Annotated in this window: 17 protein-coding genes and 1 pseudogene; 9 read left to right on the top strand and 9 right to left on the bottom strand. The window is 64.4% G+C overall.

Annotated features, from left to right (window positions below):
- Positions 1–28 precede the first annotated feature (28 nt).
- From V3H56_RS12280 to V3H56_RS12265, 4 genes are all read right to left on the bottom strand, one after another.
- The gene (locus V3H56_RS12280; RefSeq protein ID WP_080964327.1) at positions 29–1,486 is read right to left on the bottom strand and encodes an amidase; all 1,458 of its coding nucleotides are present in this window, start codon (positions 1,484–1,486) and stop codon (positions 29–31) included.
- A gap of 16 nt (positions 1,487–1,502) precedes the next feature.
- Positions 1,503–2,753, bottom strand: coding sequence for an MFS transporter (locus V3H56_RS12275; RefSeq protein ID WP_338474692.1), 1,251 nt, complete (start codon positions 2,751–2,753; stop codon positions 1,503–1,505).
- 11 nt (positions 2,754–2,764) lie between these two features.
- Positions 2,765–3,697, bottom strand: coding sequence for a transporter (locus V3H56_RS12270; protein WP_047738082.1), 933 nt, complete (start codon positions 3,695–3,697; stop codon positions 2,765–2,767).
- Positions 3,698–3,767: 70 nt separating this feature from the next.
- On the bottom strand, positions 3,768–4,754 hold the full coding sequence (locus tag V3H56_RS12265) for a helix-turn-helix domain-containing protein (protein ID WP_047738080.1): 987 nt from the start codon (positions 4,752–4,754) through the stop codon (positions 3,768–3,770).
- A gap of 180 nt (positions 4,755–4,934) precedes the next feature.
- On the opposite strand from V3H56_RS12265, the gene V3H56_RS12260 reads away from it, so the two are divergent.
- Positions 4,935–5,954, top strand: a complete 1,020-nt coding sequence (locus V3H56_RS12260) for a helix-turn-helix domain-containing protein (RefSeq protein ID WP_047738078.1) — start codon at positions 4,935–4,937, stop codon at positions 5,952–5,954.
- A 316-nt stretch (positions 5,955–6,270) separates the two neighbouring features.
- On the top strand, positions 6,271–7,473 hold the full coding sequence (locus V3H56_RS12255; RefSeq protein ID WP_047738076.1) for an NAD(P)/FAD-dependent oxidoreductase: 1,203 nt from the start codon (positions 6,271–6,273) through the stop codon (positions 7,471–7,473).
- Between the two features lie 273 nt (positions 7,474–7,746).
- Here V3H56_RS12255 and V3H56_RS12250 read toward each other — a convergent pair whose 3' ends face one another.
- Positions 7,747–8,205 carry a metallophosphoesterase family protein gene (locus tag V3H56_RS12250; protein WP_053144799.1) on the bottom strand — a complete coding sequence of 153 codons (459 nt, stop codon included), beginning with the start codon at positions 8,203–8,205 and terminating at the stop codon, positions 7,747–7,749.
- A gap of 92 nt (positions 8,206–8,297) precedes the next feature.
- Here V3H56_RS12250 and V3H56_RS12245 point away from each other — a divergent pair, with 92 nt between their 5' ends.
- The 3 genes from V3H56_RS12245 (at position 8,298) to V3H56_RS12235 (ending at position 13,997) form a co-directional block, all read left to right on the top strand.
- Entirely contained in the window at positions 8,298–9,866 is a 1,569-nt protein-coding gene (locus V3H56_RS12245; protein ID WP_047738044.1) for a sensor domain-containing diguanylate cyclase, read from the top strand.
- A gap of 119 nt (positions 9,867–9,985) precedes the next feature.
- Positions 9,986–11,986 carry a U32 family peptidase gene (locus V3H56_RS12240; RefSeq protein WP_338474691.1) on the top strand — a complete coding sequence of 667 codons (2,001 nt, stop codon included), beginning with the start codon at positions 9,986–9,988 and terminating at the stop codon, positions 11,984–11,986.
- Positions 11,987–12,257: 271 nt separating this feature from the next.
- Positions 12,258–13,997, top strand: a complete 1,740-nt coding sequence (locus tag V3H56_RS12235; RefSeq protein WP_047738042.1) for a dipeptidase — start codon at positions 12,258–12,260, stop codon at positions 13,995–13,997.
- A 63-nt stretch (positions 13,998–14,060) separates the two neighbouring features.
- Here the strand turns inward: V3H56_RS12235 and V3H56_RS12230 are convergent, their stop codons facing one another.
- A complete protein-coding gene (locus V3H56_RS12230; RefSeq protein WP_047738039.1) occupies positions 14,061–14,288 on the bottom strand; it encodes a DUF3079 domain-containing protein in 228 nt (75 codons plus the stop codon).
- A gap of 187 nt (positions 14,289–14,475) precedes the next feature.
- Between V3H56_RS12230 and V3H56_RS12225 the strand changes: the two genes are divergently transcribed.
- Genes V3H56_RS12225 through V3H56_RS12210 form a run of 4 tightly spaced genes read left to right on the top strand, consistent with a single transcriptional unit; the run spans position 14,476 to position 17,596 of the window.
- Complete coding sequence (locus tag V3H56_RS12225) at positions 14,476–15,006, top strand: iron transporter (protein WP_042728377.1); 531 nt, start codon at positions 14,476–14,478, stop codon at positions 15,004–15,006.
- A gap of 2 nt (positions 15,007–15,008) precedes the next feature.
- Positions 15,009–15,371 carry a cupredoxin domain-containing protein gene (locus V3H56_RS12220; RefSeq protein ID WP_042728376.1) on the top strand — a complete coding sequence of 121 codons (363 nt, stop codon included), beginning with the start codon at positions 15,009–15,011 and terminating at the stop codon, positions 15,369–15,371.
- Between the two features lie 21 nt (positions 15,372–15,392).
- Positions 15,393–16,247 carry an FTR1 family protein gene (locus V3H56_RS12215; RefSeq protein WP_042728375.1) on the top strand — a complete coding sequence of 285 codons (855 nt, stop codon included), beginning with the start codon at positions 15,393–15,395 and terminating at the stop codon, positions 16,245–16,247.
- A complete protein-coding gene (locus V3H56_RS12210) occupies positions 16,235–17,596 on the top strand; it encodes a 4Fe-4S binding protein (RefSeq protein WP_047738035.1) in 1,362 nt (453 codons plus the stop codon). The genes V3H56_RS12215 and V3H56_RS12210 overlap by 13 nt, the downstream gene beginning before the upstream one ends.
- A 174-nt stretch (positions 17,597–17,770) precedes the next feature.
- On the opposite strand, the gene V3H56_RS12205 is transcribed toward V3H56_RS12210, so the two are convergent.
- The 3 genes and pseudogenes from V3H56_RS12205 to V3H56_RS12195 form a co-directional block, all read right to left on the bottom strand.
- Positions 17,771–19,390, bottom strand: a complete 1,620-nt coding sequence (locus V3H56_RS12205; protein WP_042728373.1) for a methyl-accepting chemotaxis protein — start codon at positions 19,388–19,390, stop codon at positions 17,771–17,773.
- 111 nt (positions 19,391–19,501) lie between these two features.
- On the bottom strand, positions 19,502–20,197 hold the full coding sequence (locus V3H56_RS12200) for an anaerobic ribonucleoside-triphosphate reductase activating protein (RefSeq protein WP_047738033.1): 696 nt from the start codon (positions 20,195–20,197) through the stop codon (positions 19,502–19,504).
- Positions 20,194–22,416: pseudogene (locus tag V3H56_RS12195) on the bottom strand (ribonucleoside triphosphate reductase). Before V3H56_RS12195 ends, V3H56_RS12200 begins: the two are co-directional and overlap by 4 nt.
- Positions 22,417–22,622 lie beyond the last annotated feature (206 nt).

The raw sequence follows: 22,622 nt of genomic DNA, 5'->3' as shown, positions 1-22,622 counted from the left end.
GGATAGGCGGTGTCTCCACCGCCCATGCTCAACGCTGGCAGGCATTGACCGGCGGCACGCGACCGCGCCAGGGTTGGGCGCGTTCCAGTTGCGCGGCCAGGGCCAGCAAGGTGCTTTCCTCGCCAAAGCGACCGGCAAAGTGCGCGCCTATCGGCAAGCCGTTGGCACTCCAGGACAACGGCACCGACATGGCCGGCTGGCCGCTGGCATTGAACAGCGCGGTAAACGGCGAGTAACTGTGATAGCGCTCGATCAGTTGCTCAAGGCTCATGCACACGTCCTGGAGGTCAAGCTCACCAATGGGCGCCGGCTCACGGGTCAGCACCGGGGTCAGGATCACATCGTAATCCTGCATGAACGTCGCCAACTGCCGCCCCAACGCATGAATCCATTCCACCGCCCCGGCGTACTGGGCACCGGTGACATGCCCCTTGTCCCGCAGGATGATCCGGGTGCGCACCTCCAACTCCTCCGCCTGCACCTGCGCGCCCCGCATCTCGCCCAGCAAGTCGACATAGTGCCGGGTACTGGCGCCAATGATGGTGAACACCTGGTTGAGAAACTCCGGCAACACCACCGGCAGGCTGACCGGCTCGACACGGTGCCCCAGGGATTCGCACAACCGCGCGGCCTCGTTCAAGGCCTGGAGGCTCTGGGACGATGTCGGCCAGGGCGCGAGTTGTTCGACCAGGGCAATGCGCAACGGTCTTGGGTCACATTGCACCGCCGTCACATACGGCAGCGCCTGGACCGGCGCGGCATAGGGCGCGCCCAGGTCGATGCCGGCAGTGGCGTCCAACAGCGCGGCACTGTCACGTACCGACAAAGTGATCGCATGGGCGGTGCCCATCCCGGCCCAGCCCTCGCCGACCATCGGCCCCGACGGCAACAAGCCACGACTGGGTTTGAAACCGAACACGCCACAGCAGGACGCCGGCACGCGCAATGAGCCACCGCCGTCGTTGCCATGGGCGAAGGGCACCACGCGGGCCGCCACCAGTGCCGCCGCGCCGCCGCTGGAACCGCCCGCGCTGTGCCCGGTGCTCCACGGGTTGCGCGTAGCGCCGAAGCGCGTGGATTCAGTGGAGTAGGACGTGCCGAACTCCGGCGACGTGCTGGTGCCCATCACCTGGCAACCCGCGCGCCGTAGACGCGTCACCACTTCCGATTCGAAGTCCGCCCGAAAATCCCCCAGGGAGCGAGAACCGTTGGTCATCGCCGCACCGGCGACCGGGGAAAACAAGTCCTTGATCAAGGTCGGCACGCCGGCAAGCAGGCCCTGGCCAACCGCGGCCGTGCGGGCGACCTCCCGCGCCGACTCGTACAACCGCTCGGCCACGGCGTTGATGTGCGGCTCGACTTGCTCCAGGCGCTCGATGGCGGTTTCCAGCAACTCGCCAGGGCCAACCTCACCGCGCCTGACCCACTCGGCCAGCGCCGTGCCGTCTTCGCGGTCCATCAAATGGTGAATGTCTTGCATACCCATGTTCAGATTCCTTGTTTCATGACGATTGACGTGTACCGATGGAAGTCGACTGGCCCTGGCCGCGTGTGCGCAGGCCCACGACCACCCAGAGCAGTGCGGCGATGCATCCGGCGAAGGCCAGCCATTGGATGGACTGGCGCAGGTCCCCGGCGAAGCTGCCCACGAAGGCCACCACCAGCGGGCTGACGAACTGGCCGATGTACAGGCAGGACGTGAAACCGCCCAAGCCTCGACCGCGGGTGGTGGCGGTCAATGCGTTCATCACCGGCGCCATCACGTTAGGCACCAACAGCCCCGAACCCAGGCCCTGGATGACCACCGCCACCAGCACGGCGTTGTAGCTCTGGGCACGCATCAGCAGCCACAGCCCCAGTCCGATCAGGCCCAGCAACAGCGCGTTGCAACCGGCAACCCCGAAGCGCCGGCGCAACAGCGGCCACATCAACGAGCCGCCCAGGGTCGCCAACAGGCTCAGCCCGGCGGCCATCCCGATCATCGTGCTAGAGGTGATGCCGAGGCTGACCAGCAGCATCGGTGCCTGGATCGGTACGACGAAGGTCAGGACCATGCCGCCCATGACCATCAGGTAGCCGACCACCAGTTGCAGCACCGCCACCTTGCTCGGGCCCGAATCGGCGAGCGGTTGCTCGACGCTGTGGCGCCGGGTCACCGGCGGCTCCCACAACACCTTCATCATCGCCGGCACCAGCAGCAGCGGCAGCAGGTACAACAGGAACGGCGAACGCCACGAGTGCTCGCCGAGCGCGCCCCCCACCACGAAAAACAGCGCCCCCACCAAGCCGATGGTCACCACCTGGCGATTGACGTAGCGCAGCCGCTCTTCGCCCTGCCAGTAGTCGGCGATCAGTGTGGCGCAGCACGTCATCACCGCCGCTTCGGTGCAGCCAAACAACAGCCTCGCGCCGACGATCGACGGCAGGCTGTCGAGCAGCGCCGGCAGTGCGCCAAGCACGGCGTAGAGCAAGGTGGCAATCACCAGCAAGGCCTTGCGCCCGACCCGGTCGGCCAGCCATCCGGCCAGAGGCGCGAACAAGGCAATCGCCAGGGCCGGACCGGTGACCGCCAACGGCACCAGCAGATCGGCACGGGGCTCCACGGGGCCGAACTCGGCGCCCAGCCGGGGCAGGATCGGCGCGACCATCACCGAGCCCATGATGGTCAGGCTGCTGCCGAGCATCAGCACCAGCCCTTCACGCCCACCGGCCTGACGCACCGGGGCCGTTGATACGGAATTTGATTGGTTCATGACGAGCCCCTTCAGAAACTCTGGGAAATACGCAACGCAGCGGTGTAGCCCTCGGCGCGGTTGCGCGCGTCAAGCTCCTTGTAGACGTGCAGCCACACCGGCGGCATGCCGGGCTTGAAGTAGCTGACCGCCGGCCCGACGGCCATGACCCGGGCACGGTTGCCAGACTCCAGCCCTGGCGCATCGTCGTCGGTGAACTGGCGGTAGTAATACCCGCCCACGCCCACGGTCCAGGGCCCGACGTGCTGGCCCACGGCGAACTCATGCCGGTACTCGACGCCGTTCTTGTAGTCGGTGTCTTCGTTGCGGGTGTTGATGTCGGCTTCAAAACTGGAGGACACCTCGAAGCCGCTGTCGGAAATGTAAGTGGCGTTGAGGATCGGGGAGAATGTCCAGTGATTGAGCCCAGGGGAAATCAGGCGATCCTTGTCGTAGTCGCCCGTGGGTGCCTGGACCTGGAACTGGGCATTGACGAACAGGTTCGGCGACAGCGTCCATTGCAGGATCACCGGCAACACCTGGATGTCGGCGAGACGAAACGGATCGGCTTCCAGGTCCAGCGGACCGACCGGTGTCTGCACCCGCACCGAGGCGTCCATCTTGAAGAACGGCACCACGGTGCCGAAGCCGTACTTGGCCCCCAGCACGGTGTAATCGGTCATGCGCATGTAGGCCAGGCCGATGGAGAGCACGTCCAGGGAGAAATTGTTGTCCAGTGCCTTGCCGTGGCGGTCCTTCTGCACGTTGGCCGAATAGAACGCCGTACGCAGGCCGACCGTCCCGTAGGGCGTGGCCGGGGGCATCATGCCCGCGCCAAAATCGTAGACCCCGACTGCCGTGGTCGGTGCACCGTTTTCCGTCGCCTGGACAGCGGCACACAGACCCAACATTCCCAAGGTGAAGCACATGCAACGCAAGCGGTTGGTTTTCTTATTCTGACTCATTGAATGCCCCTTCCGACCAAGTGGTGGTGGGGTCATCCTAGGCAGCCGGCGCGCGGGCGGTTATCCGTTTTCAGCACAGATGCGTGCGACGCAGGGTTTGCGAGGGCGTTTCGCCGAAAAGGACCCGGTAGTCGCTGGAAAACCGGCTCAAATGCCAGAATCCCCAGCGCGCAGCCACTTCCTGGACACCATGGGCCTGCTCGCCATTGCGCAACTCGCGACGCACGGCATTGAGGCGCAATGCCCGCAAATAGGCCACCGGGTTGATGCCCAGGGTTTCCTGGAAGCAGTACTGCAACTTGCGCCGGCTGGCGCCGATGTGGTTGCACAGGTCCAGGATCGACAACGGCTCGTCGACATGGGTCATGGCGTACTCCCGGGCACGGTCGACCATGCGCTTGCGCGCGGTGGGACTGAGAGGAGGCGCCGCCTGGTCCGGCGCCACCAGCTCCAGCACCTGCAACATCACGGTGTCGCGCAGGCCCCGGCGAATCGACTCGTACCCCAGCAGCGACTCGCGGCCCTGCTCGCCCCCTTCCAGCTCATCGAACAGCGCGGCGAGTTCGGCCGGCAACGTTGAGTCACCGAGGCGGTAACACTTGGGAAGATCGGTAATTCGAAAACGGCTGCCCTGGCGCTCCAGCACATGTTCGAGCGCCCGCTCGTCAACGGCGACACCGAGCAGGTCGAGGTGCTGAGGCGTGCGCAATTCCGGCAGATTGTGACCCCGGGCGACCAGCAGGCTGGGCTCAAGGATCGGGTGTCCGGAGCAAAAGACCGGGCCGTCCGCGCTCAACGGCACGCTGAAGGTAATGGCGCCGTCCCAGGCCATCCCGTGCTTGGTCATGGCCTGATTAGAGCGGTCGCGCACCAATTGCATCCAGTCCGAGCGGAACTCGATCAGCTCGCCTTCGAAGCGTCCGGGCGTCAACTGGTTGTAGCTGACCTGCCAGCCGCCCATGTTGCGGGCATGCTCGTCGATGTCTGCCGTGCGAAACCGATTGATCGGTGGCAACGGCACCGGCTGCGGTCGGTGCGCCATAGTGGGATTGCTCATTGACCTGACCCTTGGTGATTGCAGGACTTACCAGCCGAAGGCCACGCAAATTCTGTTCCGTCCAGGCAAACGATTGTGCAATTGTGCTGAAAACGGATAATCGACCAGGTCCGCATACCCGGCGCCGGGCGGTCACTTGGATCCTCCCGCCATCGACGATCACCCACCGCGAAAACCACCATGAACGAAATGATCCAGGACGTAGGCGTTGCTACCGAATCGATGTCCCGCCCGCGCACGCTGGTCTTCCTGGCCTACCCGCAGATGGGCCTGCTGGACCTGACCGGCGCCCAGACCGTGTTCTGGGCCGCCACCAAGGCCATGGCCGAGCGCGGATTGCCCGGCTATGCAATGCACACCGCAAGCCTGGCGGGCGGGCTGATGCGCACCGCCGAAGGGCTGGTCGTGGACACCTGTGCCCTGGACCGACTGGACGGCGCCGGCATCGACACGCTGATCGTGCCCGGCGCGCCGGACATACGCCAGGCGATGATCGACTGCGTCGACCTGGTGGCGTGGCTGCGGGCTGCCTCGCTCAAGGCCCGGCGCACCGCCTCGGTGTGCAGCGGGACGTTCCTCATGGCCCAGGCCGGTCTGCTGGATGGACGCCGGGCCGCCACCCACTGGGCCATGTGCGACCTGCTCAGGAGCCGATTTCCGTTGGTCGAGGTGGACCTGGATGCGATCTTCGTCCAACAGGACGCCGTGTGGACCTCGGCGGGTGTCAGTGCCGGGATCGACATGGCCCTGGCGCTGGTCGAGGCCGATTGCGGTCGCGACGTGGCCCTTCAGGTGGCCCGGGAACTGGTGGTCTTTCTCAAGCGCCCCGGCGGCCAGGCACAGTTCAGCCAGATGTTGCAATTGCAGATGCAGGACAGCGCCGGATTCGATGAACTGCACGTCTGGATCGCCGAACATCTGGACGACACCCACCTGACCATCGACCGACTGGCCCAACAGGCCGGCATGAGCCCACGCAATTTCGCCCGGGTCTACAAGCGCCAGACCGGCCGCACCCCGGCCAAAGCCGTCGAACTGTTCCGCCTCGAAGCCGCCCGACGGCAACTGGAAGACTCCCCACGCAACATCGACCAGATCGCCCGCTCATGCGGTTTCGGCGACGAGGACCGCATGCGCAACACTTTCCAGCGCCATCTCGCGATTTCCCCACGGGACTATCGCAACCGCTTTTCCCGCTGATCCGCCAGAGCTGGGACGGCCTCAAGCAGGCCGGGTGGGCAGGCTTGGCCGGATTTCAGGGTTTTATGTCCTACCGGATGGAAATGCCGCGCTTCTAAGATACCCAGGCAATGCCCTGGGCTGAGCGGTCGGGCGAGTGGTGGCGTGCAGAATCGTCATCCTCGATTCCGAAACCCATTCCGACCGGATCCCCGCATTGCTGTACATCACCTTGCTGTTGATGCCAGCCAAGCTGTTTTCAATCACGCCTGGTCATCACTGTCACGCTGAAAACCTAAATAACTCGACGTATCGATCCAGTCTTCGGGAGCAACTCATGAAACAGCATATTCTGATTGTCGGCGCAGGCTTCGGCGGGGTCTGGAGCGCCTTGAGCGCGGCACGCCTGCTGGACCTGCACGATCGCAACGACGTGCAGATCACGGTCCTGGCGCCCCAGGCGGAACTGCGCATCCGCCCGCGGTTCTATGAGCCGGACGTGCACACCATGCTGGCCCCGCTGGGTGGCCTGTTCGACGCGGTGGGCGTGCACTTCGTACAAGGGTTTGCCGACAGTGTCGATGACACGCTCAAGCAGGTGAGCTACCACGATGCGTCCGGCGCCCAGGGCACGCTGGCCTATGATCGCCTGGTGCTTGCGGCCGGCAGTCAGCTGATTCGCCCTGACCTGGCCGGGGTGGTCGAGCACGCCTTCGACGTCGACCAGATCGAACAGGCCACTCAACTGGAAGACCACATCAAGGCCCTCGCCAACCTGCCGGACAGCCCTGCCCGCAACACCGTCGTGGTCGCCGGCGGCGGGTTCACCGGGATCGAAACGGCCACCGAACTGCCCGCGCGCCTACGCGCCGTGCTCGGCGAGGACGCGCCCATCCGGGTCATCGTGGTGGACCGCGGCCCGCAGATTGCGGCCTCGATGGGCGACGGTATCCGTCCATCCATCATCGAAGCCTCGGCGCACTTGGGCATCGAGTGGATCCTCAACGCTTCGGTGGAGTCGGTGGACGCCGCCGGCGTGACCCTGTCGAACGGCCAGCGCATCGAATCGCGCACCGTGATCTGGACCGTGGGCTTTCGCGCCAGTCCACTGACCCAGCATATCGCTGGCACCCGGGATCCCCAGGGCCGCCTGCACGTCGACAGCCAGCTGAAAGTGCTGGGGCAGGCCCATGTTTTCGCCGCCGGTGACGTGGCCTACGCCGCCACCGACACGCTGGGCAACCACGCGGTGATGTCCTGCCAGCACGCCATCGCCCTGGGCCGTTACGCCGGCCACAACGTCGCGGCCGACCTGCTCGGCGTCGCGCCGATGCCCTACAGCCAGCCCAAGTACGTGACCTGCCTGGACCTCGGCGCCTGGGGCGCGGTGTACACCGAAGGCTGGGATCGCCAGCTCAAGTTGGTCGGTCAGGAAGCCAAGGACCTCAAGACCCAGATCAACAGCGTCTGGATCTACCCGCCGGCCGCTGATCGCGCCGCTGCCCTGGCCGCGGCAGACCCGTCGATTCCAGTGGCGTAATCCGCCCTGCCAACACCGGCCAGCGCTCCTTTGTGCGCTGGTCTTCCCAGACGCCCGCCCACGTTGCTTTGGCGGGCGTTTTTTTGCTGAAATCAAAGCGTGCGCAGCCACGGCTTACCGGGCATGGATTTGCGCGAGCTTGGTCGCTTGCGGCAACCGGTTCCAGGCATCCTTGGCTGCAAATGGGCGTGGACGGCGCATTGCCGGGCAAGCTCCCGCGCTTCGGCATAACCCGGATCCATGGGCCGCCATCAATCCTCGGCCGGTACAGCGTTACTCCAGCAGCGGAACAATCCGCGGCTCGATTCCGCTGGCGCTGACCTCCAGCAACGCCAATGTCACCGGCAGCTTGAAACGCCGTCGGCCGGCACTGCCGGGGTTCAGGTACAGCCGTTCGCCGCGCCAGTCGATGCCCGGCTGGTGGGAGTGGCCGGTGATCACCAGCTTCACACTCGGGTCGAGGGGCGTCGGCACATCGGCAATATCGTGAACCAACAGCCCCGCCCAACCCTCCAGGTCCAATTGCAGGCAATCAGCCAGATGAGCGGCCCAATCGGCCGCAAGGTCGTTATTCCCCCGCACCACCTGCAACGGCGCAATGGCCGCCAGTTGGTCCAGAATGTGCGGGCTGCCGATGTCGCCGGCGTGGATGATCCGTTCGCAGCCCTGCAACGCGGCTATCGCCTCGGGGCGGAGCAGCCCATGGGTATCGGAGATGACGCCAACTTTCATCCTGGCTCCCTTACAACGATTATTGTTCCGAATTCGAATAAGATAGGCTTCCAATAATAAATGCGCAGCCCGTCGTAAAAAGGAAAATGTTGATGCTCGGACGCAAACGGCCAGAGCCAGAGGTAGACAACTCTGACGAAGCCTTCTCGCCCCAGGCTGCACGGGCTGGAGCCGCGCTGCGGCTCACCGTGAGTTTCATGCTGGTGGTGGTCGTGGCGTTCCTGGCCGTTGAAGGCTGGCGGACGTGGCGTGATTATCGCGCCGCCTTTGCCGCCGCCCACGACTCGGTGACGAACCTGGCACGGGCGACGGCGCAGCATGCCGAAGACACCATCCGACAAGTGGATGTGGTGACCGCCGCGTTGAGTGAGCGGGTCGAAGGTGACGGGCTGCAGAACATCGACATCCCGCGCATCCACAAGCTGCTGGTCCAGCAATCCGCCATCATGCCGCAGTTGCACGGGCTGTTCATCTACGGCCCCGATGGCCAATGGCTGGTGACGGACAAGGAAGTGATCCCGGAAATGCCGAACAACGCCGACCGGGACTACTTCCAGTACCACCGCACCCACGAAGACCGCAACGTGAGAATCGGCGAGGTGATCAGGAGCCGCTCCACCAACGACCTGATCATCCCCATCTCCCGACGCCTGAACAACCCCGACGGCTCCTTCGCCGGCGTGCTGCTGGGCACCGTCAAGGTCAGCTACTTCGTCGACTACTACGGCGATTTCAAGATCGACGACAAGGGCGCGCTCGTCCTGGCCACACGCAGCGGGACCATCCTGGTACGCCGGCCCTTCTTCGCCTCGGTGGTCGGCAAGAGCCTGGTCAACAGTGTGATCTTCAAGAACTTCCTGCCCACCTCGAACCAGGGCGTGGCCGAGGCCAGGGCCGTGATCGATGACACCGAGCGGCTATACGGCTACCGCGCCCTGACCACCTATCCACTGGTGGTGGAGGCAGGCCTGTCCCGGGAGTCGATCATCGCGCCGTGGCGTCGCGACCTGTTCAAGACCGGCCTCGTGCTGATTTTCCTGATCGCGATACTCGTCGGCTTCGGGCTCATCGTGCTGAGCCAGTTGCGCTATCGGATGAGCATGGAGAAGCAGATCCGCAGCGCTCACCAGACCATGCGCGACATGGCGCTGACCGACAGCCTGACCGGCCTGGGCAACCGCCGGCGCCTGGACAGTGCCCTGGCCGAGGCGCTTCGCCTGGCCAAGCGCCAGGGCTCGTCGTTGGCGATGATCATGCTCGATGTCGACTACTTCAAGCGTTTCAACGACAAGTACGGCCACGCCGCCGGGGACGATTGCCTGCGTGCGATTGCCGTGGCGGTCCAGAAAACCATCAAGCGCCCGGGGGACCTGGCCGTGCGGTACGGTGGCGAAGAGTTGACCGTCCTGTTGCCCAACACCGACAACGCCGGGGCGGCCCAGGTCGCCCAGGCCATCCTGGAGGGCATCCGGGCGCTGGGCATCGAACACGGCGACCATCCACTGGGGCTGGTCACCGCCAGCGCGGGTGTGGCCACCTGCCAGCCAGCCATCGAGGACGTCACGCCGGCGATGCTGATCAAGGCCGCCGACGCCTTCCTGTACCTGGCCAAGAACACCGGCCGCAACCGCTGGTGCAGTGCGGCCACGGTACCCGCCTGATCGCCCGCGCCGCGCCGTGCATCGGTCCGCGCGCGGCAATCCGAAGTCCGCAGGTGCCGGCAAGGCGCCTGGCGGCTACAATGCTCGCTTCGACCGTGACCAGCCTGACTATAAAACCCATGTCCTTGCCCAAACATCATCTGGAATTGCTCAGCCCCGCCCGCGACGTGACCATCGCCCGCGAGGCCATCCTGCATGGCGCCGACGCCGTGTACATCGGTGGCCCGAGCTTCGGCGCCCGACACAACGCCTGCAACGAAGTGAGCGATATCGCCCGGCTGGTGGAGTTCGCCCATCGCTACCACGCCCGGGTGTTCACCACGATCAACACCATCTTGCACGACAACGAACTGGAGCCGGCCCGCCAGTTGATCCACCAACTGTACGACGCCGGTGTCGATGCGCTGATCGTCCAGGACTTGGGGGTGATGGAACTGGACATCCCGCCGATCGAGCTGCACGCCAGCACCCAGACCGACATTCGTACCCTGGCGCGGGCGAAGTTCCTCGACCAGGCCGGTTTCTCGCAGCTGGTGTTGGCCCGTGAGCTGAACCTGCAGGAAATCCGCGCCATCGCCGACGAGACCGACGCGGCCATCGAATTTTTCATCCACGGCGCCCTGTGCGTGGCCTTTTCCGGCCAGTGCAACATTTCTCACGCCCAGAACGGTCGCAGCGCCAACCGCGGCGACTGCTCCCAGGCCTGCCGCCTGCCCTACACCCTCAAGGATGACCAGGGCCGGGTGGTCGCCTACGAAAAACACCTGCTGTCGATGAAGGACAACAACCAGAGCGCCAACATTCGCGCCCTGGTGGAAGCCGGCGTGCGCTCGTTCAAGATCGAAGGGCGCTACAAGGATGCCGGCTATGTGAAAAACATCACCGCCTACTATCGCCAGCGCCTGGACGACGTCCTCGAAGACCGCCCCGACCTGGCCCGCGCCTCCAGCGGCCGCACCGCGCACTTCTTCGTGCCCGACCCGGAAAAGACCTTCCACCGGGGCAGCACCGACTATTTCGTCAGCGAGCGCAAGATCGACATCGGCGCCTTCGACTCGCCGACCTTCACCGGCGTGCCGGTGGGCGTGGTGGAAAAAGTCGGCAAGCGCGACATGCAGGTCGTGACCTTCGACCCACTGTCCAACGGCGATGGTCTCAACGTGCTGGTCAAGCGTGAAGTCGTGGGCTTTCGGGCCAACATCGCCGAGCCCAAGGGTGAGTTCGAAGAGGACGGCCAGAAGCGCTACCGCTACCGTGTCGAGCCCAACGAAATGCCAGCGGGCCTGTATCAACTGCGCCCCAACCATCCGTTGAGCCGTAACCTGGACCACAACTGGCAGCAAGCGCTGCTCAAGACCTCCTCCGAGCGCCGGATCGGCCTGGCCTGGGTCGCCCGCCTGCGCGAAGAGGGCCTAGAGCTGACCGCCACCAGCGAGGAAGGCATCAGCACCCAGGTGGCCCTGGACGGACCGTTCGGCGTGGCCAACAAGCCGGAGCAGGCCCTGGAGCAGCTGCACGACCTGCTCGGCCAGTTGGGAACCACCGACTACCACGCCACGTCGATCAAGCTGGACGCGCCCCAAGCGTTCTTCATTCCCAACTCGCAGCTCAAGGCATTGCGCCGTGAAGCCATCGAGGCGTTGACCACGGCCCGCGTCGCGGCTCACCCCCGTGGCGGCCGCAAGGCCGAGACCAACCCACCGCCGGTGTACCCGGAATCGCACCTGTCGTTCCTGGCCAACGTCTATAACCAGAAGGCCCGCGACTTCTATCACCGCCACGGCGTCAAACTGATCGACGCGGCCTTCGAGGCTCACGAAGAAACCGGTGAAGTGCCGGTGATGATCACCAAGCACTGCCTGCGCTTCTCGTTCAACCTGTGCCCCAAGCAAGCCAAGGGCGTCACCGGCGTGCGCACCAAGGTGGCTCCGATGCAACTGATCCACGGGGATGAAGTGCTGACCTTGAAGTTCGACTGCAAGCCCTGCGAAATGCACGTGGTGGGCAAGATCAAGGGCCACATCCTTGACCTGCCATTGCCAGGCAGCACCGCAGAGCCAGTGGTCGGCTACATCAGCCCTGAGGATTTGCTCAAGACCATTCCTCGCGCCCCGCATTAAGTAATGCCGCAATGGCCTGTGGGAGCGGGCTTGCTCGCGAAAGCGGTGTCTCTGTCACACAGATGTCGAATGTGCCGCCGCCTTCGCGGGTAAGCCCGCTCCCACATGGGCTGCCTACCCTTGTTTTTCATTTCTGCGCCGTTTTTGCCTGAGTGTGCGACAAATCCCACCTCATAGACTCCCCGCCCGCTGACCTGCAGTGTTACGTTGCGTAGTTGTTTCGCCAATGAAACATCTTCCTTCAACTCCCTGCAAAGGAATGCCCCCAGCAATGGACTTTTCGTTCAAGCACCTGGCCGTGACCACCCTGATGCTGTCCAGCCTCGCCGCGATCACCACCCCTGCCTTCGCCAATATCACTGCGCAACAGAGCGCTGCCATCGTCAAGACCTTCTCCGACAGCTCGGTCACCGACTTCCGTCAATTCCTGGCAACCGTCGGCAAGAGCGACGCGGCAAAAACCGCCGGCCTCGCCCCGGCCATCGACGGCTTCCTCGGCAACAAAACCCTGACAGCCGAACAACAGAACGAAATCCATCGCCTGCTGGGTATCTACGCGCGGGTGAAATATGGCGCCGCGGCCACCGAAACCCTGAAAGAGCTGGTGGCGATCCCGACCTACCGCAAGGAAGGCGTGGCCCAGCACGAGAACCCCGAGTTCCTCAAGATCGCCGAGAAGATCAAAAGCCTTGCCCAGTCCTTCAACCTGAACTTTCGCAACGTCGACAATCGCGTCTACGAGATTTCCCTCGAAGGCAGCGGCGACGAGGTCGTGGGCATCCACGCCCATGCTGACGTCGTGCCGGTGACGCCGGAAAACTGGGTGTTGAAAGATGGCACCCGGCTCGATCCGTTCAAGGTGACCCTGGTGGGCGACCGCATGTACGGTCGCGGCACCGAAGACGACAAGAACGGCATCGTGGTGGCGCTGTATGCGATGAAAGTCATCAAGGAAGAAAACCTGCCGCTGGCGCGCCATTTCAAGCTGCTGGTGGACACCACCGAGGAAACCACCGGCGACGCAATTCCTTATTACTTCGAGCACAACCCAACGCCCAACTACAACCTGGCGCTGGATGGCGGCTACCCCGTGGTGATTGCCGAGAAAGGCTACGGCACCGTCATGGCAAACTTCGCCCGACGCGAGGCTCAGGGCAAGGGCGCGCAGATCACCGCATTGACCGGCGGCCTGGCGACCAACCAGATCCCGTCGACGTCGGTGGCCACCTTCGTCACCGACCAACCCGCCGAATTGGCAGCCAGCCTGCTCAAGGCCGGCACCGAGTACGCCAAGGGCAATGGTGGCAACTTCGAGGTGACCAGCCAGGTCGTCGGCAAGGATGTCCAGTTGACCTTCACCGGCGTTTCCGCGCATTCCTCCGAGCCCGAATCAGGCGTCAACCCGGTCGCGCGGATGCTGGGCTTCATCAACAGCCTCGACGGCAAGGTCGCGCTCAAGCACAACCACATCACCGATGCGGCCCGCTACGCCGCCGACAACTGGGGTCTGGACTACCTGGGCAAGCAACTGGGCATCGGTTTCTCCGACGCGTTCATGGGCCCGCTGACGGCGTCGCTGACCTATGTCGGGATGGACGACAAGACGTTCAAGCTGGCGGTCAACCTGCGGGTGCCGGTGGGTAAATCCACCGAGGCGCTCAAGAGCGAGATCGCCGGCAAGCTGGCCGACTGGAGCAAGCGGACCCATGTCGCGGTGGCCTTCGACTATTCCATCGACGAGCCGATGTACCGCAACCCTGAAGGCGAATGGGTCAAGGCGTTGCTGGCGGTGGCCAGTGAAAACCTTGGCATGGAACACAAGTACGGCACGTCCGCCGGCGCCACCTCGGTCCATGACCTGCCCAACGGCGTGCAATTCGGGCTGGCGATGCCGGACGTCAAGTACACCGGTCACAACGACAACGAGTTCAAGACGGTCGAGCAATTCCTGCTGGATTTGCAGATCGTGACCGAGATGATGGGCCGGGTTGGCCAGCTGCCGAAGCTATAACCGGAAGTCAGGCCTGCGGGCCTTGTGGCGAGGGGATTTATCCCCTCGCCACAAGGGGCCAGCTCATTTCTCCGGGTGCTTTGCAAACTCATCCACGGTTTTGTCGGTGATGTCAGTCAGTTCCAACCCCCAATCCCCATGCAGGTACCAATCCTCGCCGATCATCTCGGCCGGGTGCATGGTGCGGTCGGCGCCGTTGCCACAGGCCAGGGCCGTTGCCGCGCAGTAACGGTCGCAGCCCCAGCAGATGCGCTCCGGGTGCTTGGGACTGAGGGGAAAGGGCTTGGCCATGGGGACCCCGCGGACAGATGGGTGTACCTGCACCCTAGCGCCTCGGGCCCGGACCGACCTTGATTTCGATCAATAAGCGCCCGGGCATCCGCTTCGCACAATCACGCTGAAAATTGACAATAATCATTATTATTCGCAGCAAAGCTTCCTAGACTCGCTCATCTCTTACGCCGTCCAGGAAGTCACTATGCGTACCCTCGCCCCGCTGTCCCTCGCCTTGCTGTTTCTCGCACCGTTGGCCCAGGCCAAGGAATACCCCATCGGCGAACCGCAACTGTGTCCGGGGCTGGAAGTCGGTGCGGTCTACCTGCAACCGATTGAAATGGCCCCCGCCGGGATGATGCGCGCGACCGCCGATTCCGACGTCCACCTGGAGGCCGACATCCGCGCCACGGCGGACAATCACCAAGGCTTCCAGGAAGGCAGTTTCGTGCCCTACCTCAACGTATCGTTCCAGTTGAAGAAACAAGGCAACGACACCGAACTCAAGGGTGATTTCCATGCCATGGTCGCCAATGACGGGCCGCACTATGGCGACAACGTCAAGCTGCTCGGCCCCGGCAAGTACCAGCTGACTTTCACCGTCCTGCCGCCGGGCGGCCATGGGTCCCTCGGCCGCCACACCGACAAGGAAACCGGTGTCGCCCCGTGGTTCGAGCGCTGTGAATTGCACTACGAATTCGTCTACGCCGGGATCGGTAAAAAAGGCGGGTACTGAAGATGGATCGTCCATGCCGCGGACGGCTACTCACCCGCCGTCGACATTTGGCCGGGTGGCTGCTGGCGGGCCTGATGCTGCCGTCGATCGCCCATGCCGAGTTGCCCACCTACGAGCTGAGCATGCGTGACGGCCATTTCACCCCGCCAGTGCTGCAAGTGCCGGCCGGACAGCGCTTCAAGATCGTGTTGAAGAACGTGGGCCAGGGCCCGGCGGAATTCGAGAGCACGCCGCTGCGGGTGGAAAAAGTGCTGTCGCCGGGCGTCACTACCTTCGTGGTGATCCATCCCCTGCGGCCGGGGCACTATCCGTTTTTCGACGAGTTCAATCCGCAACTGCCCGAGGGCGGGATTCTCGCCCAGTAGTCGCCCGCAGGAGACACGTGCATGACTCAATCGATGTTTATTGTCTGGCGCGAAAGCGTCGAGGCGTTGCTGGTGATCGGCATTCTCCAGGCCTGGGTCAGCCAGCAACGCCAGGCCAGGTCGTTACTGCGCTACGTGTGGGGCGGCGCCGGGCTGGGCCTGCTGCTGTCCGGTGTGCTGGCCGGGCTGATCATGCTGGCGGGCGAAGCCATGAGCGGCGCGGCCAACGAATGGTTCCAGGCGGCCCTGGCGTTGCTCGCCAGCGGGCTGATCGTGCAGATGGTCGGTTGGATGCATCGCCATGGGCCGATGCTCAAGCGTGACCTCACGCGCCACGCCGACCAACGCCTGGGGCGCCAGGGTGGGCTGGGGTTGCTGATGCTGGCGTTGCTGGCGGTCAGCCGCGAGGGCAGCGAAACGGTGGTGTTCCTGTATGGCGCCGGCGCCCGCCTGCAAGGGCCGTCGCTGGGCCTGTTCGCCGTTGGCGCAGTGGCGGGCCTGGCGCTGGCGCTGCTGACCGTCTCGTTGTTGCACGGCAGCCGCCGGTTCATTTCATGGCCGAGGTTCTTTGCCATCAGCGAAGCGATTCTGTTGCTGCTGGGCGCGGCGCTGCTGGTCAGCGGCATCGAGCGCGTGGGCGGGCAATTGCTCGCAATGGACTGGCCCGAGGCGGTGTATCGCGGCATTGGCGACGCGCTCTGGGACAGCAGTGCGCTGCTGGACGACGGGCACGGCCTGGGTGGCTTCCTTGCTGATTTTACCGGCTACCGGGCCAGCCCCAGCGCGCTGACCTTGTTGGCGTGGCTGGGTTACTGGGGCCTCGTCGCCGGTTGGCTGCGGCCACGCAAAGCGGACGGCCTTCCATGCCCGACGTAAACCCCTGGCTCCAGCGCCTCGGCGACGGCATGCGGCGCCATGGGGCAACGATTCGCGCAGTGCAATGGGCAGTGGTGCTGTTCTACGCGGTGTTGCTGGTGGTGCCCGCCTTCTCGCCCTTGCCCGGCAGCCAGGCGCGCCTGTTCGATAACCTCACGCTGGTGGCGCAGTTCCTGTTCTGGGGGCTGTGGTGGCCGTTTGTGTTGTTGTCGATCGTGCTGTTCGGCCGGCTCTGGTGCGGCGTGCTGTGCCCCGAGGGAGCCTTGAGCGAATGGGCCAGTCAGTATGGCAAGGGCCTGGGCACGCCAAGGGCGTTGCGCTGGGCCGGCTGGCCGACCCTGGCGTTCTGCCTGACCACGGTCTACGGGCAACTGATCAGCGTCTATGACTACGCCCAGGCGGCGCTGTTGATTCTCGGCGGCTCGACCGTCGCGGCGGTGATCGTCGGGCTGCTGTTTGCCCGAGGCAAGCGCGTGTGGTGCCGCTATCTGTGCCCGGTCAGTGGCGTCTTCGCCCTGCTCGCGCGCCTGGCACCGCTGCATTTCCAGGTGAACGAGCAACGCTGGCTGGAGAACCCCGCGCCACGTCGTCCGCCGCCCAATTGCGCACCACTGCTGGACATCCGCCGCCTACGCGGCGCCGCCGATTGCCATGCCTGTGGGCGTTGCAGCGGCCAACGCGACGCGGTGCGCCTGATTGCCCGCTCCAGCAACGAGGAAATCCTCCACTCAACGGCCGACACGCTCTCGCCATGGGAACCACGCCTGTTGTTGTTCGGCGTCATCGGCCTGGCGATGGGCGCCTTCCAGTGGACCGTCAGTCCCTGGTTCATAGCCCTCAAGCAACACTTGGCCGAATGGCTGGTCAGCCATGATCTGACCTGGCCACTGCGGGACAACGCGCCCTGGTGGCTGCTGACCCACTACCCTCAACTCAACGACAGCTTCAGTTGGCTCGACGGCTTCTGCATCGTCGCGTACCTGGGCATGAGTGCGCTGGTGATCGGCACTTCGCTGACGCTGCTGATGCGCCTGGCCGCGTGGTTCTCGGGGGATTCCGCACAATATTGGCCCCTGGCCATCACCCTGACGCCTCTCGGTGGTGCAGGCCTGTTCCTCGGTCTGTCGGCCACCACGGTGAAGCTGCTGCGCTATGAAGGGCTGTTGCTCGAATGGGTGCAGCCGGCGCGCGCCGCGCTTTTACTGGCGGCGATCGCCTGGAGCCTGTGGCTGGGTTGCAAACGCCTGGAATCGACGCCCTCACCTCGACGATGGCCCGCCATGACCTGCCTGGCATTGGCCAGCGGGTGGGTGGGCTATGGCTGGTGGTTGCAGTTTTGGGGGTGGTGATACAAACCCTGTGAGAGCGGGCTTGCTCGCGAATGCAGTGTGTCAGTGGTGCATAGGCAACTGAGAGACCGCTTTCGCGGGCAAGCCCGCTCCCACAGGGTGTCCGCAGTGTGTCGGTGATGCATAGGTCACTGAAAGCATGCTCCCACCGAGGGGCCGTAATGCCCCACCCTGCTACACCTTGAAGCGCGCCACCGTCTGATGCAGTGAGCCGGCCATCTGGGCCAGGTCCTGGCCTGCGCTGTCGGTGTGCCGGGCGCCGAGCAGCACCTGCTCGGACAGGTTGCGGATGCCCACCAGGTTGCGGTCCACCTCGCGGGCCACCAGGGCCTGCTGTTCCGTGGCGCTGGCGATCATCAGGTTGCGCTCGTTGATCTGCGAGATCGAGCGAGCGATTTCATCCAGGGCCTCGCCGGAACGTTGGGCCACTTGCAGCGTGGTCTGCACCAGCTCGCTGTTGTGTTGCATGGCCGTCACCGCGTGCCCGCTGTCCTCGCGGATATTGCCGATCATGTCCTCGATTTCCCGGGTTGAATCCTGGGTACGATGGGCCAGCGCCCGGACCTCGTCGGCCACCACGGCAAAGCCGCGGCCGGCATCCCCGGCCCGAGCCGCTTCAATGGCGGCGTTCAGTGCCAGCAGGTTGGTCTGCTCGGCCACGTTGCGGATCACGTCCAGCACCGAACTGATGTCCTGGACCCGCCCGGCCAGTTGCTGGATCCGCCCGGAGGTGTCCGTCACGCCGTCCGCCAGCGCAGTGATGGAGGCGACCGTTTCCTGGACTTGCTCACGGCCGCGCTGGGCGGTGCGCTCCGACACCCGCGAAGCTTCGCTGGTGCTTACCGCGTTGCGCGCCACCTCGTCCACGGCAGCGGTCATCTGGTTCACCGCCGCCGCGGCCTGTTCGATTTCCTGGCCCTGCAACTGCAAGGTGCTGTTGGTCTGGCTGCTCACGGCACTCAACTCTTCCGAGGAGCTGGCCACCCGGTCCACCGACGCCGCGATGTGCCGGACCATGCTGTTGAGGCTCTGTTGCATGTCGTGCATGTGGTTCATCACGCTGTCGTTGGCGCCAACGCCCACCGGCACCCGGATCGTCAGGTCGCCCTGGGCGATGTGGCTCAGCACCCGCGCCGCATCGTCGGGCTCCCCGCCCAAGGGCCGCGTCACGCTGCGGGTCACCAGGATCGCGACACTGGCGACCACCGCCAAACAGGCCAGAACCAACGCCAGCATGTTGCGCCGCGCGTCGCTGTAGCGCGCCTGGGCCTGGCGTTCGCGCTCGACAAAGACCTTGCCCTGCATCGCCATGATCCCTTCGAGGCTCTTGTACACCTCCTGCTCCGCCGGGATCACGCCTTGCTTGAGTTGCTTCATCGCCTCATCCGTCGCGCCCTGGCGGATCAACGCCTGCACCTGGACGAACGCGGCGACGTAGGCCTCGCGGCGCTTCTTCAACTGCGCGTATGCCGCCTGGCCTTCGGGCTGGTCGAACAACGGTTCGAGGGTGGCAAAGGCCTGGGTGATGCGTTGCCGGGTGGCGTCGATGGACTGCTGGACTTGCCCATTGTCCTTGTCGATCAACAAGTCACGGGTGTTCCTGGCGTTATCGCGCACACCGGTGGCGATGACCATGATCGGATCGATCTTCGGCCAATCCTGTCGCACGATCTGCTCGGACTGGTCGCGCAGCATCGCCAGGTCGTTCAAGGCGTACAGCGCCAGGGCGATCAAGGCCAATGGCGCGATGGCAAAGCCGATCACGATGCGTTGGGCGGTGGTGAGTCTGGTCATGTCAAATGCTCCCTGTTCAACTACCTGCCGGCTGGCAGCGCATTTGAAAACCAAAAAAAGGAATGGCCCGGTGGTTCCGGGCCGCGGTGAATCGTGCCCTGCAGCGGTCGGTCAACTGCGCAACACGAACGCGGGGAACAATTCGCGCATGGCGGCCCATAGCTCGGGTTGCAAGCCTTGTGCCGAGACGCTGGAAAGATGAGGGTCGAGCATCCGCGCAGTGCGTACCAGCTGCACGGCAAAGCGCCTGACGCCACGTTCGCTCAGGCGCCGGGCCAGGGTCAGCAGCCGCTCGGGATCGAACAGGTGCCAATGCACCGTGGTGCGACATTCGTAATCCACGCCGCTTTCGAGCAAGTGGTCGAGGCTGCGCCAGTTGGCGCTGCCGCTGCCTTCGACCCGGGTCACGTCCAGGGCATCCTCGGGCAGGGCCTTGATGTCGAACCCCACCCAGTCGGCTTGCCCGACCACCTTGGCAAAGGCCGCCGGCTTGATGCCGGCACTGTGCAAGCCGATGCGAAACCCCATCTGCCGAACTTCGTCCATGGCCGAGGCGAGGCCGTCCTGCAAGGTCGGTTCGCCGCCGCTGAACACCACGGCGTCGAGCAGGTCCTGGCGGCGTTGCAGGAACGCCAGCACGCGGCACCAATCCACTTCCTCGCTGCCACGAGGCGGGATCAGTTGCGGGTTATGGCAATAACGACAACGCCAGGCGCAGCCCTGGCAGAACAGCACGCACGCCAGTTGGCCCGGGTAATCGAGGGTGGTCAGGGGCACCATGCCCCCGACCCGCAGCACTCGACTCATGGACGCCCGGCCGCGCGTTCGGTGAAGTGCACCCGCTCGCGATGCTCGGACTGCTTGCCGGGGTTGAACGCCGCCACCGGACGGTGATAGCCCATCACTCGGGTCCAGACTTCACAACGTTGACGTTGCGCTTGCGCGACAGGGGTCTGTGGGGCCGTGCTCGATGCATTCATGGTAAAGCTCCTTGCGGTCGATGGATCGGATCAGTGGACGCTGCCGGCCTGTTGCTGTTGCAGCAGCAAGGCCTCGTCGCATTTGGGACAGAACTCGTGTTCGCCGGCCAGGTAACCGTGGACCGGGCAGATGGAAAAGGTCGGCGTGATGGTCAGGTACGGCAGGCGGAAGCGCCCGAGCGCCTTGCGCACCAGTTGCTTGCAGGCCTGCGTGGAGGAGATCTGCTCGGCCATGTACAGGTGCAACACGGTGCCGCCGGTGTATTTGCACTGCAGTTCGTCTTGCAGTTCGAGGGCCTCGAACGGGTCGTCGGTGAACCCCACCGGCAGTTGCGAAGAGTTGGTGTAGTACGGCGCCACCGGGCTGCCGGCCTGCAGGATGTCGGGGTAGCGCTTGAGGTCTTCCTTGGCGAAACGGTACGTGGTGCCTTCGGCAGGCGTGGCCTCCAGGTTGTAGAGGTGGCCGGTTTCCTCCTGGAAGCGCAGCAGCGTCGCACGCACGTGGTCCAGCAGCCTCAGGGCGAAGGCCCGGCCCTGTTCGGTGTGCAGGCCCTGCTGGTCATCAGTGAAGTTGCGCAGCATTTCGTGCAGGCCGTTCACGCCGATGGTGGAGAAGTGGTTGCGCAAGGTGCCCAGGTAACGCTTGGTGTAGGGGTACAGGCCGGCGTCCATGTGGTGCTGGATGACCTTGCGCTTGACCTCCAGGCTTTCCTTCGCCAGCTCCATCAGGGCATCGAGGCGTTGCAGCAAGGCACTGGTGTCGCCCTTGTACAGGTAGCCCAGGCGAGCGCAGTTGATCGTCACCACCCCAAGCGAGCCGGTCTGCTCCGCCGAACCGAACAAGCCGCCACCGCGCTTGAGCAGCTCGCGCACGTCCAGTTGCAAGCGGCAGCACATCGACCGCACCTGATTGGGTTGCATGTCCGAGTTGAGGAAGTTCTGGAAGTACGGCAAACCGTAGCGTGCGGTCATCTCGAACAGGCGGTCGGCGTTTTCGCTGTCCCACGGGAAGTCATGGGTGATGTTGTAGGTCGGGATCGGGAACGTGAACACCCGCCCTTTCGCGTCGCCGGCCTGCATCACTTCGATGTAGGCGCGGTTGAGCAACTCCATTTCCGCTTGCAGGTCGCCATAGGCGAACGGCATCTCTTCACCGCCGATGATCGGGATCTGCTCGCGCAGATCCTGTGGGCAGACCCAGTCGAAGGTCAGGTTGGTGAACGGCGTCTGCGTGCCCCAGCGCGACGGCACGTTAAGGTTGTAGATGAATTCCTGCAACGACTGGCGGACCTCATCGTAGCTGAGGTTGTCCTTGCGCACGTAGGGTGCCAGGTAGGTGTCGAACGAGCTGAACGCCTGGGCGCCGGCCCATTCGTTCTGCAAGGTGCCGAGGAAATTCACCATCTGCCCCAGGGCGCTGCTCAGGTGCTTGGGCGGCCCGGCCTCGACCCGCCCCGGCACGCCGTTGAGGCCATCGTGCAGCAGCGTGCGCAAGGACCAGCCGGCACAGTAGCCGGCGAGCATGTCCAGGTCGTGGATGTGCAGGTCGGCCTCGCGGTGCGCCTGGCCGATGGCCTGGCTGTAGACCTCGTCGAGCCAGTAGTTGGCGGTGACCTTGCCCGACACGTTGAGGATCAGCCCGCCGAGGGAATAGCCCTGGTTGGCGTTGGCCTGCACGCGCCAGTCTTCGCGGTCGAGGTATTCGTTCATCGACGTGGCGACTTCCACCAGCGTGCGGCGATCCCGGCGCAGGCGACCATGCTGCTCGCGATAGACGATGTAGGCGCGCATGGAGAGGAAGAACCCGGCGTCCATGAGCACCCGCTCGACCCGGTCCTGGATCTGCTCGACACTCAGTCGCGTTTGCCCTTCCAGACGCGCCAGCACCGCCTCCAGCAACCCTTCGGCTTGCGCCTCGGCGTACTCGCCGGTGGCCTTGCCGGCGGCGATCAAGGCCTGGCGGATCTTGTCCGCGTCAAAGGCCACCACGCTGCCGTCGCGCTTGTGCAGGCGGTTGCACCCTACTGAGATCAATGTGCTTTGCATTTGGGCTCCAGACACTACATATAGGCTTTTTTAATTCATAAAACACAATATGCAGTGAAGGGTACGGGTGAAAGGTGGGTTTGCAATTGATTGATGTCAAGAATCGGGAGAAGGCCTGAAGAACAATTTTCGGGGCCTTGCGATGAGGGTGAATCAGTGTGCGAGGCAGTGGATGTACCGGCCCCTTCGCGGGCAAGCCCGCTCCC

This window comes from Pseudomonas sp. MS646 (assembly GCF_036693845.1).
GTDB lineage: Bacteria > Pseudomonadota > Gammaproteobacteria > Pseudomonadales > Pseudomonadaceae > Aquipseudomonas > Aquipseudomonas chlororaphis_E.
The sequence above is the reverse complement of the archived record's forward strand: the minus strand, read 5'-3'. Positions and strand labels throughout refer to the sequence as shown.

What these genes read in the sequence shown, in the direction of transcription:
- V3H56_RS12280 (WP_080964327.1), bottom strand. Translation starts at nt 1,486, where the DNA reads ATGGGTATGCAAGACATTCACCATTTGATGGACCGCGAAGACGGCACG.
- V3H56_RS12275 (WP_338474692.1), bottom strand. Translation starts at nt 2,753, where the DNA reads ATGAACCAATCAAATTCCGTATCAACGGCCCCGGTGCGTCAGGCCGGT.
- V3H56_RS12270 (WP_047738082.1), bottom strand. Translation starts at nt 3,697, where the DNA reads ATGAGTCAGAATAAGAAAACCAACCGCTTGCGTTGCATGTGCTTCACC.
- V3H56_RS12265 (WP_047738080.1), bottom strand. Translation starts at nt 4,754, where the DNA reads ATGAGCAATCCCACTATGGCGCACCGACCGCAGCCGGTGCCGTTGCCA.
- V3H56_RS12260 (WP_047738078.1), top strand. Translation starts at nt 4,935, where the DNA reads ATGAACGAAATGATCCAGGACGTAGGCGTTGCTACCGAATCGATGTCC.
- V3H56_RS12255 (WP_047738076.1), top strand. Translation starts at nt 6,271, where the DNA reads ATGAAACAGCATATTCTGATTGTCGGCGCAGGCTTCGGCGGGGTCTGG.
- V3H56_RS12250 (WP_053144799.1), bottom strand. Translation starts at nt 8,205, where the DNA reads ATGAAAGTTGGCGTCATCTCCGATACCCATGGGCTGCTCCGCCCCGAG.
- V3H56_RS12245 (WP_047738044.1), top strand. Translation starts at nt 8,298, where the DNA reads ATGCTCGGACGCAAACGGCCAGAGCCAGAGGTAGACAACTCTGACGAA.
- V3H56_RS12240 (WP_338474691.1), top strand. Translation starts at nt 9,986, where the DNA reads ATGTCCTTGCCCAAACATCATCTGGAATTGCTCAGCCCCGCCCGCGAC.
- V3H56_RS12235 (WP_047738042.1), top strand. Translation starts at nt 12,258, where the DNA reads ATGGACTTTTCGTTCAAGCACCTGGCCGTGACCACCCTGATGCTGTCC.
- V3H56_RS12230 (WP_047738039.1), bottom strand. Translation starts at nt 14,288, where the DNA reads ATGGCCAAGCCCTTTCCCCTCAGTCCCAAGCACCCGGAGCGCATCTGC.
- V3H56_RS12225 (WP_042728377.1), top strand. Translation starts at nt 14,476, where the DNA reads ATGCGTACCCTCGCCCCGCTGTCCCTCGCCTTGCTGTTTCTCGCACCG.
- V3H56_RS12220 (WP_042728376.1), top strand. Translation starts at nt 15,009, where the DNA reads ATGGATCGTCCATGCCGCGGACGGCTACTCACCCGCCGTCGACATTTG.
- V3H56_RS12215 (WP_042728375.1), top strand. Translation starts at nt 15,393, where the DNA reads ATGACTCAATCGATGTTTATTGTCTGGCGCGAAAGCGTCGAGGCGTTG.
- V3H56_RS12210 (WP_047738035.1), top strand. Translation starts at nt 16,235, where the DNA reads ATGCCCGACGTAAACCCCTGGCTCCAGCGCCTCGGCGACGGCATGCGG.
- V3H56_RS12205 (WP_042728373.1), bottom strand. Translation starts at nt 19,390, where the DNA reads ATGACCAGACTCACCACCGCCCAACGCATCGTGATCGGCTTTGCCATC.
- V3H56_RS12200 (WP_047738033.1), bottom strand. Translation starts at nt 20,197, where the DNA reads ATGAGTCGAGTGCTGCGGGTCGGGGGCATGGTGCCCCTGACCACCCTC.